Raw genomic sequence first — 16,176 nt, 5'->3', positions numbered from 1 at the left:
AATAACTTTTAAATAACTTTTTCACTCTTTTGGGACTTATTTTTAACATTCTCATACCAAGCCATCAGAGGATACGCACTGATACCATAAATAATGATCGACAACACTACAACTGTATAGGTAATCCAAGCAATTTGCTCGGCAGTTTCACCAGTAACTCCTTCGCCTAAAGCATAAGTTAAATAGTAAATTGAGCCTAAACCTTTGATCCCAAACCAACCCATGAGGTTGCGAGTATTTTTTGGTAAACCGCCTCCTAGCGTACTCAACCAGACTCCCAAGGGACGAATAACTAAAAATAATAATGCGGCAACCAGTAAAGATTGTCCTACGTACTTGAACATCGGCTCAAATAGCAAAACAGTACCTAAGATTACAATCGCCGTAATTTCTAATAGCTTTTCTATCTGCTCGGTAAACTCCATCTGGGCGATGTGCTTTTCACGCTGAACCAAATGACTACGATGCACTACTATTCCAGCCACAAACACAGCCAAAAAACCATAGCCGTTAACTAATTCAGTTAGCGAGTAGGTAAGTAGGATAATGCTGAGGGCGACAAAATCTTCCATCAAATCAGTGACTGAGCGACGTTTTTGTAAATGATGGTCGATCCAGATTACGGCTTTGGCCACCACAATCCCCATCACAATCCCCGAAGCGATCGCCCAGAGTAAATCTATCCCGATCCAGCTTTTCAACCAATTATCCCAGTTAGAATCTTTGACAGCATAAATGCCAAAATAGACAAAAGGAAAGGCTAGCGCATCATTTAAACCTCCTTCAGAAGTCAGGGAAAAGCGCAACTCATCTCGATCTTCGAGATCGCCCATCTGCACTTCAGAAGCCAACACAGGATCTGTGGGAGCCAGGATCGCTCCTAACAGGATCGCAGCACCCCAACCCATACCTAAAATATAATGGGCGACCGCAGCTAAGGCGAAGATCGAAATCGGCATTAATAACCCAATTAATCTAATCGTAGATTGCCATGCCCAAAGCTTAAGTGGACGATTCATTTTTAGTCCACAGCCAAATACCGAAACAATGACCACAAATTCGCTGAGTCTTTGCAAAAACTCAGCATCTGGTCTGATTTCGATCAAGCCAAAGCCATATGAACCCAATAAAACACCAACTACTAGATAAATTAAGGAAAAGGAAAGAGGCAAACGTTCAATCCAACCCGAACCTAAAGTTACCCCCAGCAACAGTGTTCCAATAACTAAAAGGCTGAGAATATAACTATCCATTATTTTTTTAAATTAAAGCTGCTTCAATTTACCGCAACTACGCTGAAGGTAAAATCTATTAATAGTTGGATCGTGCTATTTAAACGAGTAGTCAGCAAGTGTATCTTGAGTAGGATGTTAGAAAAAGCTAAATACTGAGTTAATAATAGGTTGAAATGCTAGTAAATCATGTGTAATCATGTTGTTTTTATCAAATCAGCTTCGTAGAATTGTGACTATTGGCTTGATTTCTCTAATCGTATTTTTTGGTTCTGCTGTGGGGATCGGTCATAGCGATCGCGTTTTGGCAGAGGTACTAAAAAGAGATGCCGTGGGGATCGCCGAAGAAAGCCCTCTTAATGATGCTGAATATCAATCAGCCAAGGCAAATCGTAATGCAATACAGGCAGAAAGATCTAAACAAGCTGAGGAAGATGTAGAAGACAAAAGTATAGCTGAAAAACTTAACCTAGAGGAAATTGCGCCTCCAGCAATTGAAGATGCTCTAAATTTAGATAATAAAAATTAAGTGTTTCAAGAGCTACAACTTCATTAAACTACCAATTATTCCAGCTTGCAAATGATTACAGATAACATAGGAAGGCTGGAATTTTTGATTTAAATTTAATTATCAACAGATTTTAAAGATTAGGCAAAAATTAACTTAAAAGGCTGTTATTGACGCTTTTGAATTATGAATATAGTATTATTGTAAAATTAAAATATGCTTTATCTTTAATTCTTGCTTTAAGGTTATTTAATGTCATTTATAGCTACAGACCTCGCTTCAAGCTATCAAAAATTACTGGAGCGCATTCGTGCTCCAGCCTGGTTGATGGATGGCGCAGGTCGGATTTACCTGGCAAATATTGCGTGGGAAAACTATACAGGGCGATCGCTATCTAATTCTCAACCATGCTTTTTATGGGATCTGTTTTCTTTAGAGCAAAAAGAAATAACCAAAGATCGCTGGCAGCAAAATTCTCCGCTCAAAAAATGGCAGAATAATTATCATCTTCAAGATAGCCAAGGAAAATATAGTTTATTTAATTTAGAATTGGAATTATTAACTGAGGATCGCGATCCTCAGCTATGGATTGGTACGGCATACAGCAGGACTGGCCAAGCGATCGCCGAAGCTAAACTGGCCGATTATAAACAAAAAGAGCTTAAACTACAGAGCAATATTGAATTCGTGCGTCGCATTGTTGAAAGTAGTCCAGACTGTATCAAAGTCTTAGATCTTCAGGGTCGTATACTGTATATGAACGACGGCGGACAGAATATCATGGAAATTGATGATTTTGCTCGGGTACAGTACGCACCTTGGTTAACTTTTTGGCACGATTGCGATCGCGAAAAAGCAATTCAGGCGTTAGCGATCGCCAATGGGGGAGAAATTGCCAGATTTGATGGCTATTGTGCCACAGCAAAAGGAACACCTAAATGGTGGGAGGTGATTGTAACGCCAATGCTCGATGAAAACAATCAGGTACAGGAAATCTTATCTATTTATCGGGACATTACGGCGAGAAAAACCGCCGAAGAAACCTTAAAGCAGCGCAATCATGAGTTAAATCGCTTCACTTACATCGTAAGTCACGATCTCAAAGCACCACTAAGGGGGATTGCCAATTTAGCTCAATGGCTTGCCGAAGATCTAGGCGAGCAAGTTTCGCCAGAAAGCAAACAACATTTAGATCTGTTGGATCGGCGAGTCCAAAGAATGGATACGATGATTAATAGCCTATTGCAGTTTTCCAGAGTAGGGAGACAAACGTTAGCTACAGAAACAATAGATCTAGCAGAATTAATAGCCGAGGTGATTGATTCTTTGACCCCTCCTGCTGACTTTAAGATAACTTATGCCAGTTTACCACCAACTATTACGACTAAAAGGCTATTTCTAACTCAGGTCTTATCTAATCTAATTAGCAACGCCATCAAACATCACGACCGAGATACAGGACAAATAGAAATTACAGCGCAAGATTGCCAGACACATTATCAGTTTGCGATCGCTGATGATGGACCAGGAGTTATGGAATCTGCAAAAGAGCGGATTTTTGAAATTTTTCAAACAGGAGATAGCGATAGTTCAACTCTTAATACAGGCATTGGCTTGGCGATAGTTAAAAAAATCGTCGAACAAGAAGGGGGTAAACTTTGGCTAGTAGAAAATACGCCCAGAGGTTGTAAATTTTTGTTTACTCGGCCTAAAACTCCGAAAATTTAATCAGATTCAACAATAATTACATTTAATTCAGCTTTAATTATTCATCCGACTCAAAAAGCCTTTTAAACGATCGCATTGAGGATTAGTCAAGACTTCTCTGGCGTCACCTTCTTCTTCTACTACTCCTTGGTTAAGAAAAATTACTCGGTTAGCAACTTCACGGGCAAACTGCATCTCATGGGTAACTACCACCATGGTCATTCCTTCTTCCGCTAGCTGTTTCATTACCGTTAAGACTTCCCCAACTAATTCAGGATCGAGGGCGCTAGTGGGTTCATCAAAGAGCATTATTTCAGGCTTCATACAGAGACTTCTAGCGATCGCCACTCGCTGCTTTTGTCCCCCAGAGAGCTGTTCGGGATAGGCATCAGCTTTACTACTCAAACCCACTTTATCTAAATAGTGCAAGGCGCGATCGCGACATTCTAGTTTTGATTCTTTTAACACTTGGGCAGGAGCTAACATCAAATTGTGCAACACGCTGAGGTGAGGAAACAAATTAAACTGCTGAAAAACCATTCCTACTTTGGTTCGTAACTGCTTCAACTTTTGGGAACTAATTTTTGGTTCAGACAGGTCAATATCTATTACCTTTAGCTTGCCACTATTAATGGTTTCCAAGCGATTACAACAGCGTAACAAAGTACTTTTGCCACAGCCAGAAGTCCCAATGATCGAGACAACATCTTTTTTGTAAAGTGAGGCAGTAATGCCTCTTAATACTTCTAAAGAACCATAGCTTTTTCTTAAGTTATCAAAGGAAATAACTGGAGCAAAACTAGACATAATCTTGGTATTTTATGAATTCATATCGTGAATAGAATAAGTCTAATTTTATTGCATAACTGTTAGATTAATTACATTAATTATCTAATTTTGCAATCATAATTTACTCAACCAAAAATTTAGATATCTAAATTAAACTTTTCGGGGCAGGTAAAGCTCCAGCCCTTGTTGGTAGAGTGATCGGCAGATAAGTGCTGCTACTCAAGCTTTTTATGGCAATAATAATCTATTTTCAGACTAATTTATTGCCCAGCGGTAATTGTTAAAAATCATCAATAAAATCAGATTAGTTAACAATATTGGTTCTTAAATGATGAAATAGTAATAGTTACTCCAGCTAAAGATATAGATAAGGCTGTTTATAGATTATTATGCATAAAGAATTGCGATTTTGGCTTAAAAGAATAGGATTAGGCATCATTGGCGCACTATTAATAATTAGTATTAATTATTATTTGACTAATCCTCTTAAGGCTCAGTCAGTTTTAAAGGTGGGAACAGAACCAGCGTTTCCGCCTTTTGAAATGCAGGCACCAGATGGCAAAGGTTTTACAGGGTTTGATATTGATTTGTTTAAGGCAATTGGTGAAGAAGCGGGTTTAGAAATTCAGTTTCAAAGTATGCCTTTTGATGGCTTGATTCCTGCCTTACAGTCTCAAACTATTGATGCAGCCATTAGCGGAATGACTATTACCGCTGAACGTGGTCAGACGGTGGATTTTGCCCGTCCTTATTTCCAGTCTGGTTTGGCGATCGCGATTCGAAAAGAAAATAAAGGAGAGATCAAAAGTTTTGATGATTTAGAAAATAAAAAAGTTGCCGTGGCGATCGGCACAACAGGCGCACAGGAGGCAGCAAAAATACCAGGGGTGCAACTATCTACCTTTGATAACTCGGCACTGGCTTTACAAGAGTTGAGCAATGGCAAGGTTGATGCTGTAGTTAACGATGCCCCTGTTACCCTATATGCCATTAAGATTGGCAACCTGAATAACATTGAGGTGGTAAGTGAGCTATTAACCGAAGAATATTACGGAATAGCCTTACCCAAAGGCTCTCCCAACGTCGCCAAGGTGAATGATGCCTTAGATGAACTACTCAAAACTGACAAATATCGCGCAATATATCAAAAATGGTTTGCAGGAGAGCCACCCAAACTACCGTTGGTTGCTCCAGCTTTAGAAGGGGAAGCTGCTGCCTTTAATATTCTTTCAATCTTTCCCACCCTCTTGTATGGGGCAACGATCACCATTTTATTAACGGCGTTTTCAGTCTTTTTTGGCTCTATTGGCGGAACTTTATTGGCTACTGCCTCAATTTCTGATTTTAAACCTTTAGGCTGGCTGTGCCGTATCTATATTGATTTCTTTCGCGGTACGCCTTTACTAGTTCAAATCTTTATGATTTACTTTGGGCTACCATCTTTGTTAAAGGGAATCGGCTTGGACTTTAGCTTTAATCAATTTACTGCTGCGATTACGGCTCTTAGTCTTAATTCTGCTGCCTACTTGGCGGAGATTATTCGCGGTGGCATCCAATCAATCGATCAAGGACAGTGGGAAGCTTCTCAATCGATGGGCATGGGATGGGTGCAAACTATGCGTCACGTTATTTTTCCTCAGGCTTTTCGTCGCATGTTACCACCCTTGGGGAATGAGTTTATCACCATGATTAAAGACACTAGCTTGGTGGCAATTATTGGTTTTGAGGAACTATTTCGTCAAGGACAGCTTATGGTAGCAACTACCTATCGGGCATTTGAAATCTATGCAGCAGTGGCGTTGATCTATTTGTTTCTGACTTTTATTGCATCTAGAGTCTTTAGCAGGCTAGAAAAACGCCTCAACCCCGCGCTTCGTGCCAGTAAAAAAGAGTTGACAAAGGTTGCTTCAACTCCAGAACAAATAGCAAGCTAATCAGTTCAGCAATTTCAGTCATCAAAAATCAATAATTCAAGTATCAGTTTATCAACGGCACAACAGTCAAACAATTACAAATTTCGGCGTTGCTGATTTGAAGTATGAAGCTGAAAAGTAATCTGTTCGTAGCTGTCAGCTATTAGCTATTAACCTGAGTTCGGGTTAAGCAGATTAATTGGTAGAGATAGCTGTAAGCTAATAGCTAATAGCTAATAGCTTTTGAGATAGTTTGGATGCAACTCTACTATGAAAGAAGAACGGAAAATAGTATTTTTTAAATACCTTCAAAATAAGGATTTGAGCTAATCCCAAACTCAGGTTATTAGCTTTTTAGTTGATTTGTTTGGTTGCAGAAATTGTAGAATCATACCTAGATTCTGCAACGCCCAAATTTCTACAATCTATAAACAGAAAGTAGCTATAAGTTGTTTCAACCCTCAGGTTACAGACTAAAGTTGGGAATAGGTATAATACTGCCCTGATCCAACAGCACCACAGAAGATCGCGCTGCCACTAGATAGCAACTATCATATATTTTTTTAGCTGTTGCAGGATCTGCAATATCATCTGGGGCAGGTAAGCTAGTGTCAACAATCCGATGCCAAGAGTTACCTAATTTAAGGGGTGGCAATTCGAACTCTAATGGTTTCCAGTAAGCATTAAAGATTACATGTACTCGTTCATCACTAGGAGGATGGCAGAGAGAAAAAGCTAGACAGTGGGCATCGTCACTCCAATCGGGTTTTCTTAAGCGCTGTCCATGCCAAATAATGTGAGGTTGCTGGCTAATTTTATCTACCTGTAAGAATTTTTCCTCGCGAAAAATTTTCGTTCCTAGGTTAAAACGAATCAATGTTTTGACAAAGCGCAATAAATTCTGGTGTTCTTCTACTAAATCCCAGTTAAACCAACTTAATTCATTATCTTGACAATAGGCATTGTTGTTCCCTAGCTGAGTATGGCGAATTTCATCTCCCATGAGTAACATTGGTGTTCCTTGAGACATAAACAGCACCGTTAAGAAGTTTTTAATTTGCTGCCAACGTAACTGTTCAATCTCAGGATCATCGGTAATGCCTTCAGAACCACAGTTCCAGCTAAAGTTATGATTGCTCCCATCACGATTACCTTCTCTATTTGCCTCGTTGTGTTTTTCGTTATAGGAAACCAGATCGTTGAGGGTAAATCCATCGTGACAGGTGACAAAATTCACACAGCGGTTAATGTCTGTATCTTGGCGGAAGTAAATATCGGGGCTGGCTAAAATTCTGGCAGCCATATGATTAACTGCACCGGGATCGCTTTTGACAAAACTACGGACATCATCCCGAAAAGGGCCATTCCACTCAGAAAACCAATCTGCCTGATCGACAAACTTACCTACGTCATATAGTCCAGCAGCATCCCAAGCTTCGGCAATCAGTTTAGTTCCAGCTAAGACAGGATCGGACTCAATAATTGAGAGAATTTTTAAGGCTCCCGCATCCTCAATCGGTTCACCGTATACGTCTCTCGACAAGACAGAAGCTAAATCAAAGCGAAAACCATCCACATGCATTTGGGAAACCCAGTAACGCAGGGAATCGACAATTAGCCGAGCAACCACAGGATGATTACCCTTAAAGGTATTACCGCAGCCACTATAGTTTTTATATTGTGCCTGATTTTCTTCCAGAATATAGTAGATTTGATTGTCTAAACCTTTAAAGCAGAGGGTTGGCCCATTTTCATTACCTTCTGCAGTGTGATTGAATACCACGTCTAAAATCACTTCAATTCCTGCTTTGTGGAGAGCTTTAACCATGTCGCGAAACTCATCCACTACCCCTAAAGGATCGCGCTGAGAGCTATAGCCACGATGGGGGGCAAAGAATCCAATGGTACTATAGCCCCAGTAATTTTTTAATCCAGGGCGGACATCTTGGGGATCGAACTGATGTACGGGTAATAATTCTACGGCAGTAATGCCCAATTCTTGGAGATAGGGAATTTTTTCAATTAACCCTGCGTAAGTGCCTCTTTTTTTGGGCGCAACACCAGAATTAGGATTGCGAGTAAAACCGCCAACGTGCATTTCATAGATCACGCTAGCAGCATAGGGAATCCGAGGATGGCGATCGCGTTCCCAATCGTAAGTACTCGTGTCTACTACCACCCCCTTGAGTGCCTGGGCGCAATTATTACCTGGACTTTCAGCCGCATGGCGATCGTAGAATTCTTCCCCCACAATTGCTTTGGCGTATGGATCTAGCAATACCTTGGTTTTGTCAAAGCGATTTCCTCTTTCGGGGGCATATTCTCCGTAAACTCGATAGGCATAAATTTGCCCGGCCTGAAGATCGGGAACAAAAACATGCCAGTAGTAGTAAGTTTTGTGGCGAATTGGATCGAGTTTGATGACGTATGCTGGTTTGGCAGCTTGAGCCGTATTAAACAGCAATAGCTCGATTGCTGATGCATTTTGCGAAAAGACGCTGAAGTTGACCCCATCAGGATAAACAGTTGCGCCTAAAGGAAAACTTGCTCCAGGTAATACCGTTGGTTTCCTCACCATATTTTAATTTAACTATCAGTCCCTAGCTCTTAACTCCAGGATTTACCATAGCATTACGAATTGAATGTTGCAGTATATGAATCGACAAAAACTTTTACAACTCTGGAGTTGATGATCGTTGGAGAAATTCCCAGATATAAGCATTGACTAAAGCTGGCTGTTCTTGCTGTACCCAATGACTACAGTGGGGAATATATTTAATTTGCCAATTGCTAACATAAGCTTCTGTACCGTAGGTTAATTCCTTTCCTAAAGCTGTATCTGCTTCACCCCAAATAGTTAGAGTCGGAACTGCTAAAATTTGCCATTCGGGTTCGTTGTTGAATAATAAGGGAAAAACATTCCGATAGTAATTCACCATCGCCCTGAGCGCTCCTGGTTTGGCTGCTGCATCTCGATAAGCATTTAAGTCTGCTTCACTAAAAGCAGTTTTATTAATTGCCATCCCCGAAAAAGCCTCTTTAATCGCCTGATAGTCATTCAACTGAAGCAAAAATTCGGGCAAGAAAGGAAGCTGAAACGCCAAGATGTACCAGCTTTTAAGCAACTGTTCTGGGGTGCGTAAACCTTGAGCAAATTTGGCTGGATGGGGAATATTTAAAACAATAAGTTTTTCCACCATTGTCGGATAAGCATAGGCAAAATTCCAGGCGATCGCGCCACCCCAATCATGCGCGACTAAAATACAGTCTGCATAACCTAAACCCGTAATCACACCTTTGATATCTTGGATAAATTCGGACATTTGATAAGCGGACTGTTCGGCTGGCTTGTCACTATCGTTATATCCCCGCAAATCCAAAGCTACTGTATGATAATCCGAGGCAAATTCTTTAATTTGGTGTCGCCAAGAATACCAAAACTCTGGAAACCCGTGGAGCATCAGCATTAATTTTCCCGACCCTTGGCTGACATAATGGAGATTAATTCCGTTGGTTTTGATCGACTTGTGCTGCCAATTGTTCATCTAACTAACTCAGTATTGATGCAGTAATTAGTAGTCACGATGAGTATAAGCTTTCGCGTTTATACCTGTATAGGTTGCAGCAATATGACCATTACCAGTCAGCTTATATTTATAAGTAACCAAACCTTCTAAACCGACTGGGCCGCGGGGAGGCATCTGCTGAGTACTAATACCCACTTCTGCACCAAAGCCATAGCGAAAACCATCAGCAAAGCGAGTTGAGCAGTTATGATACACTCCTGCTGCATCCACTTGATTTTGAAATATATCTGCTGTCTGCTGGTCTTCTGTGACGATCGCATCAGTATGTTTTGACCCATAGTGATTGATATGGGCGATCGCAGTTTCCACAGTATCGACTATTTTAATCGCCAGGATTAAATCACTATATTCGGTCTGCCAATCATGTTCTCTAGTTGCTTTGGCATTAATAATAGCTCTGGTTGCTTCATCTCCCCGTAACTCTACTCCCTCTGCTTGCAGTGCTTGGGCAATCTGGGGTAAAAACTCTTCGGCGATATCTTTGTGTACTAATAAAGTTTCGATCGCATTACAGGCTGCGGGATAATGGGTTTTCGCATCAACAGTGATTTTAATCGACTTAGCCAAATCCGCTCCTTTGTCCAGATAAAGGTGACAGATCCCGTCCGCATGACCCAAGACGGGAATACGAGTGTTGTCTTGAACGTAACGGACAAAAGAATTAGAACCACGAGGAATAATTAGGTCTATATACTGGTCGAGTTCTAATAGCTGTTTAATTTCTTCCCTGGTGGTCAATAACTGCACCGCAGCAGGGTCAACTTTGGTCGATGCTAATGCTTGAGTAATAACCCTAGTTAATATCTGGCAAGAATTAATTGCTTCCTTTCCTCCTTTAAGAATTACCCCATTACCAGACTTAATTGCCAAGCTAGTAATCTGAATCAAAGCTTCAGGACGCGCCTCAAAAATAATGCCTAAAACTCCCAAAGGACAAGTTACGCGCTTTAAAATCAAACCTTCATCTAACTCACGGTGAATCTGACTAACGCCGATGGGGTTAGGTAGTTTAGCCACATCTCTAACTCCAGCGATCGCCGCTTGTAGTTTGGACTCTCCCAGCTTTAATCTAGAATATAGTGCGGGAGCAAGATGCTCAGATTCTGCTGTTTGAAGATCCGCTTGATTAGCAGCAATTATCTCTGGGGTAGCTAATGTCAGCGCTTTTGCCACTGCTTCTAAGGCAGAGTTCCGCTCATCGGTAGACAAACCCCCCAGTTTAAGTGCTGCTGCACGGGTTTGTTGAGCAATTTCAATTAAAGAGAGGGATTCTATCTGAGAAGCAACCATTTATAATCCGACCTACTATGTTCATCATATGTCCCTAATTCTAACGGATGGCGAGTTGGTTAGAAACTGCCAATTTTTGCTAAATTGCTTAAGTAGATAGTTGTAATTAAATATCAGCAGCGATCGCTTACCCACAATCTTTAAAAAGCGATACAACTTGTTCTTAATTTTCTCTTTAATTCAACCTCAAGCAACTTGGGCGATCTAGCTTGTAGATAGCATTGGTTCACAAGCTAGAAAATCTGCCAGTCCCAAACAGCTAATGCCTTGAGGCGTAATTTCAAAGCGGTAGGGTAAAACTATTACTCCTTGAGCCACCGCCAGGCGTAATAGCTCACCATATTTTGGATCGCAAGTATCACTAGGAGCAAAGGTGTCGCAATCGCTTCGATTGATAAAGTAGAGCATGATTGCTATCGTTTCGGGAACTAAATCAATTAACTCCCTGAGATGTTTTTGTCCTCGTGTGGTAACTGTATCGGGAAATAAAGCTAAGTTAGCCTGACTTAGAGTTACACTTTTGACCTCAAGATATATTGCTGGTTGGCTGCTGTCTCCTGTTAGCAAGAAATCAATTCGACTTTTGTTATCCTTACCATAGGCAACTTCAGAGCGAATAGTGTTGTATTTACTAACTAATTCAGGCAATAGTTGCTGCTCTAATGCTAATTTAATTACACGATTAGGCATAGCGGTATTCGTTCCCACCCAGGTAGAGCCAAGCTGAATCATTTCCCAAGTATATGCCAGCTTGCGTTTTGGATTATTGCTTTTGGACACCTGCACCAAACTATCGGTTACACAAATTCCCGTCATCGGCCCTGTATTCGGACAGTGTGCCGTAATAACTTCTCCTGTAACCAATTCAATATCTGCCAAAAATCTTTTGTAGCGTTTGATTAGGCGACCTGGAATTAAATCAGGATACTGGTAGATTAGGGTCATAAATGATGATTAACTAAAGACGAAGCTAATTTTATCAGGCTGTATATCTATAGATCTATAAATCTATAAATAGTTGTGTTGGTGATTTAAGACAAGATGAGATAATCATTTCCTATACACATTTATTGATTGTCATCAAACTTACTGTTAACTTTTAAACTGAATCCATGTCCGATCTTGAAACTCTCATTGTTCAGGTACAACAAGAAGCTAAACGCTCTGAATTTCCTCTCGATCTGCCTGTATATGAATCAGCGGGAATTGAACCAACCGAACCAATTCTTTATGCGGGAAATTTAACTAGTCCTCTGTGTTTTTTTGGTCGTGACTTAGGCAAGGATGAAGTTTATGCTCGGCAACCTTTAATTGGCGCTTCGGGAACAATGGTTAGACAAGGATTTTATTACGCAGTACATAAAACTAAAGCTCCTTCTAGGGAAGATTTAGATAATACAACAATTGAGCGAGTTTTATTAACTAACACAGTTCCCTATAAGCCACCAGGAAATAAAGCTTATTTAGCCAAGGTAAAAAATAGATTTCGTCCTTTTTTAGAACAATTGTTTGTATTACATTGGCAGGGAAATCAAGTGATTACTTTAGGCACAGAAGCGTTTAAATGGTTTGCTCCCTATGGTGGAAAAGGAGAAGTTGATGATTTTTATCGTAGTAGCGATCGCTTTGATAATCAGTTAACCGTGAACCTCAGCGCCACCGACAGCCAAGGAATGTCCCATAGCAAAGCCATCACCCTATTACCATTACCCCATCCCTCTCCACTAAATCAGAAATACTATACTGCTTTCCCCAAAATGTTGCAGAGTAGGCTGTCACAAGTGGAGTTTTAATGAACTCACAAGTAATAATGTTCTCATCAAGTTTCAGGCATCACAAACTAATCTACAAACTCAAATCTAAATTCCCGTTGCTTTTTTGCCCTATTATTTTTTAATTTTCTCAATATGGTTCCCTTAAAAGACGAAAATCCAGTTCAAATAACTCCTTATATTACCTATATTTTAATTGCCGCTAATATTTTAGTTTTTGTATATGAACTTAGTCTGAATTCAAGTCAATTAGATCGTTTCTTTCACTTATTTGCCGTTGTTCCCCAAGAGTTAACTGCCAGTTTTAGTGGCATTGATGTCCATCAGAGTATTCCCGAAGTAGTTACGCCGATCACCTCGCAGTTTTTGCACGCAGGATTTACTCATGTTGGCTTTAATATGCTCTTTCTCTATATCTTTGGTAACAATGTTGAAGAACAGTTAGGTAGAGCTAAATTCTTGCTGTTTTACCTATCTTGTGGGGTTTTGGCAGTGATGGCTCAATGGTTCTTTTCCTCAATGTCTAGCGTACCTTCTTTAGGGGCTAGTGGGGCGATCGCTGGAGTGATGGGAGCATATATTCTTAAATTTCCGCAAGCTAAGATTGTTACGGTAATACCTCTGGGGTTCTTTTTTCCGTTGTTTAGAATACCTGCGGTGTATTTTTTGGGTTTTTGGTTCGTCGAACAAGCACTAAACGGAGTTGCCTCTTTTGAAGTTAGTGCCAGTGTAGGGATGGAAAGTGGTGGAGTTGCCTATTGGGCGCACGCAGGAGGGTTTATTGCTGGAGCTATATTAGCTCCTATATTAGGTTTATTTTCTAATAGTTCAGCAGAAAAGAATCTGGTTTGAGCAAAGCTTGTTGCTACAAATAAGATTAAACCGCTTTGCTCTTTGCTCTTTGCTTTTAGCTTTTTGATTCAGTCCTAAAGGGTACACCTTCGGATATGCCTTATCGACAGAAACCGAAGGCGCATTTTGGGTAAGAATCTTCTTCCCCAAAAGCCTCCACCCAGTTCGCGCTGAATCGTTTATTCGAGGAAGATTTTCAAGGAATTATCTCAAAAAGCAATTTTAAGGAAACTAAGCTATTTCAGCTCCAAAATTTTGAGTCCAGTAAATACTGCCATCATCACCAGTAGCAGAACCGATGCCTATATCTTCAAAATCAGCATTAAGAATATTTGCTCGGTGACCATCGCTTCCCATCCAGCTAGCCATTACATCTGCCGCATCTATTTGACCAGCTGCGACGTTTTCGGCTGCCGTTGAAAATTGATACCCTTCTTCTTGGATACGAGTCCCAAAATCGCTACCATTTGAACCAGTGTGACTCATATTATCCAGACTAGCTTGATCTTGAGAATGAAGATCGGCAGCTTGATCTAATTGTTCGTTAATACTTAGAGGATCTGCTCCGACTTTAAAACGCTCTTGATTTACTAAATCGAGAATTTGTTGATCGAAGGTATCTGAATTATTAACCAATTTTACTTATTGAATTCTTCTCGGTCAGCCTATCAATGTTCGTGGCAATAAGTCAAAAAATCAAACCATAAAAATATATCAGGGCGAATAACTATTCGCCCTGATAAAAATTGTTCCTTGGGTTGTCAATTCGAGAACTAAGAACTTCTAATAGTGATTTCCTACCTTACGGTGATGAATAGCCGTTAAACCATCAGGATTAGAAACTCGACCAAGCTCGACTTTACTATAGACAATCCAATGATCGCTACATTCCATACGGCTTGAAACTTCACACTCCAGGTAAGCCAAAGCATCAGTTAAAATAGGCGAACCATTGGCAGCAGTTTGGGTATTAATCCCCGCAAAACGGTCTGCACCAGGTTTAAACCGCTTGAGAAAGTGTTTCATCAAGCCTTGATACTTACCTTCTTCGAGGATGTTTAAGACAAAGCGATCGCCCACCTGCATGAAGGATTCAATCGCCCGATCTTTCGCTACTGCGATCGTCAAGCCAATCGGCTCAAAGCTAGCCTGAGATACCCAGGAAGCCAACATGGCACTACTCAAGTTCCCCTTCGTGGCGGTAATAATATAGAGTCCCCCACTCAAACGTCCGATCGCTTTATCTAAATCGGTGTCTAAAGATTTCATCTGCTTGACTAAATCTTTGAGGGTTAGAAGTTGTCCTAAGTCAGTTCCTGACTCTTCACACACCTGATAATCTGCTTCGGTAGGAATATCTTTGATTTTAATAGGCGGGAAACCTGGTTTGAGCCCAGCTTCACGGAATTTAGTTATCAGAGGGTCAATAGGTTCGTCATCATCGCCGTAGGATTCAAATGCGCCAATTAGCTGCTTATCCTTAGCTGCTGCCAAGACTGTCCCTAAGTTAGCAGCAATATCCTCCTGATTTTTGCTTGCCAAAGGAGGCATTCCTAAAACAATACCCACCGAACGATTAACAATCTCATGGACTTCAGTACTGTCGGCCGAGCGCAAATCTACCATTTCCACTTCCACACCAGTTTTGGTGATCCCTTTAGCAATGGCTTGACTCAGGCGATCGCTATAACCATAATCAGCAACATAAAAGACGGCAACACTTTTTTCTGCTTTAGTTTGAGCCTTACTCCAGTTACGGTAGCGATCCAGCAATTCCTGGAGGTTATGACGCAATAAAGGCCCGTGTCCATTAGCTACAAGATTGATTTCTCCTAATTGATCCATCCGTTTCATCGCCGAAAGTACGGAACGAGCATTAGGACCCATCAAGCAATCATAATAAAAACGGTAGTCTTTGGCGATCGCCTTTAAATCCTCATCATAGGTAGCATCAGAACAATAATGTAGCCCAAAAGCATCACAGGTGAACAAAATACCTGACTTCTGGTCATAGCTAAAAATAGTATCTGGCCAGTGAAGATTAGGTGCATTGACAAACTCAATTATATGACCCTGACCTAGATCTACAGTGTCACCATTCTTGGCAATAATTTGCTCAAATGGTTGATGAACTAAATCCTCTAAAAATTTGAGTGCCATCTTGGAAGCTACCACAATCGCCTGGGGGGCAAGTTCTAGAAAATCCTTAACCAAGCCACTATGATCGGGTTCAGTATGGCTAATAATTAGATAATCAATTTCTTTTGGGTTAATTAAACCCTGCAAAGCATCTAGGTATAGCTGCCGAAACTTAGCGTGGGAAGTATCAACTAAAGCTGTTTGATCGCCACGGATTAAATAAGAATTATAAGTAGTCCCGTTTTGTAGCCCAAACTCAATATCAAAGCGATCGCGATCCCAATCTAGAGAACGAATTGCTGTAGTATCAAAGCCAATCTCAGCCGTTTGAATGCTTAACCTGGGTTTGGTTTTAATTGGTGTTGCGACCATATCCCCTCTTTTAAC

At 40.7% G+C, this 16,176-nt stretch carries 13 protein-coding genes; 5 read left to right on the top strand and 8 right to left on the bottom strand.

Annotated elements, in window-relative coordinates:
* Positions 1–8: 8 nt before the first annotated feature.
* A complete protein-coding gene (locus tag C7B62_RS04090; protein WP_106233346.1) occupies positions 9–1,253 on the bottom strand; it encodes a sodium:proton antiporter in 1,245 nt (414 codons plus the stop codon).
* 178 nt (positions 1,254–1,431) lie between these two features.
* Between C7B62_RS04090 and C7B62_RS04085 the strand changes: the two genes are divergently transcribed.
* Both C7B62_RS04085 and C7B62_RS04080 read left to right on the top strand, forming a co-directional pair.
* Positions 1,432–1,761, top strand: coding sequence for a hypothetical protein (locus C7B62_RS04085; RefSeq protein WP_106233345.1), 330 nt, complete (start codon positions 1,432–1,434; stop codon positions 1,759–1,761).
* A gap of 231 nt (positions 1,762–1,992) precedes the next feature.
* Positions 1,993–3,468 (top strand): ATP-binding protein, encoded by a 1,476-nt coding sequence (locus C7B62_RS04080; RefSeq protein WP_106233344.1) that lies wholly within the window; start codon positions 1,993–1,995, stop codon positions 3,466–3,468.
* Positions 3,469–3,501: 33 nt separating this feature from the next.
* Here C7B62_RS04080 and C7B62_RS04075 read toward each other — a convergent pair whose 3' ends face one another.
* Positions 3,502–4,254, bottom strand: a complete 753-nt coding sequence (locus C7B62_RS04075; protein WP_106233343.1) for an amino acid ABC transporter ATP-binding protein — start codon at positions 4,252–4,254, stop codon at positions 3,502–3,504.
* A gap of 371 nt (positions 4,255–4,625) precedes the next feature.
* Between C7B62_RS04075 and C7B62_RS04070 the strand changes: the two genes are divergently transcribed.
* Positions 4,626–6,170, top strand: a complete 1,545-nt coding sequence (locus tag C7B62_RS04070) for an ABC transporter permease subunit (protein WP_106233342.1) — start codon at positions 4,626–4,628, stop codon at positions 6,168–6,170.
* A 445-nt stretch (positions 6,171–6,615) separates the two neighbouring features.
* On the opposite strand, the gene glgX is transcribed toward C7B62_RS04070, so the two are convergent.
* The 4 genes from glgX to sfsA all read right to left on the bottom strand — a co-directional run bounded on the left by glgX (position 6,616) and on the right by sfsA (position 11,971).
* On the bottom strand, positions 6,616–8,727 hold the full coding sequence (gene glgX / locus C7B62_RS04065) for a glycogen debranching protein GlgX (RefSeq protein WP_106233341.1): 2,112 nt from the start codon (positions 8,725–8,727) through the stop codon (positions 6,616–6,618).
* A 94-nt stretch (positions 8,728–8,821) separates the two neighbouring features.
* Positions 8,822–9,694: an alpha/beta fold hydrolase gene (locus C7B62_RS04060; RefSeq protein WP_106233340.1), complete on the bottom strand. Its 873-nt coding sequence runs from the start codon at positions 9,692–9,694 to the stop codon at positions 8,822–8,824.
* A 27-nt stretch (positions 9,695–9,721) separates the two neighbouring features.
* Positions 9,722–11,026 (bottom strand): glutamate-5-semialdehyde dehydrogenase, encoded by a 1,305-nt coding sequence (gene proA, locus C7B62_RS04055; RefSeq protein WP_106233339.1) that lies wholly within the window; start codon positions 11,024–11,026, stop codon positions 9,722–9,724.
* Between the two features lie 204 nt (positions 11,027–11,230).
* Positions 11,231–11,971: a DNA/RNA nuclease SfsA gene (gene sfsA / locus C7B62_RS04050; RefSeq protein WP_106233338.1), complete on the bottom strand. Its 741-nt coding sequence runs from the start codon at positions 11,969–11,971 to the stop codon at positions 11,231–11,233.
* Between the two features lie 167 nt (positions 11,972–12,138).
* Here sfsA and C7B62_RS04045 point away from each other — a divergent pair, with 167 nt between their 5' ends.
* Positions 12,139–12,819, top strand: a complete 681-nt coding sequence (locus C7B62_RS04045) for a uracil-DNA glycosylase family protein (protein WP_106233337.1) — start codon at positions 12,139–12,141, stop codon at positions 12,817–12,819.
* Positions 12,820–12,933: 114 nt separating this feature from the next.
* A complete protein-coding gene (locus tag C7B62_RS04040) occupies positions 12,934–13,650 on the top strand; it encodes a rhomboid family intramembrane serine protease (protein WP_106233336.1) in 717 nt (238 codons plus the stop codon).
* 231 nt (positions 13,651–13,881) lie between these two features.
* Here C7B62_RS04040 and C7B62_RS04035 read toward each other — a convergent pair whose 3' ends face one another.
* Both C7B62_RS04035 and C7B62_RS04030 read right to left on the bottom strand, forming a co-directional pair.
* On the bottom strand, positions 13,882–14,286 hold the full coding sequence (locus tag C7B62_RS04035; protein ID WP_106233335.1) for a CAP domain-containing protein: 405 nt from the start codon (positions 14,284–14,286) through the stop codon (positions 13,882–13,884).
* 147 nt (positions 14,287–14,433) lie between these two features.
* Entirely contained in the window at positions 14,434–16,161 is a 1,728-nt protein-coding gene (locus C7B62_RS04030; RefSeq protein WP_106233334.1) for a diflavin flavoprotein, read from the bottom strand.
* Positions 16,162–16,176 lie beyond the last annotated feature (15 nt).

This window comes from Pleurocapsa sp. CCALA 161 (genome assembly GCF_003003995.1).
Lineage (GTDB): Bacteria > Cyanobacteriota > Cyanobacteriia > Cyanobacteriales > Xenococcaceae > Waterburya.
The sequence above is the reverse complement of the archived record's forward strand: the minus strand, read 5'-3'. Positions and strand labels throughout refer to the sequence as shown.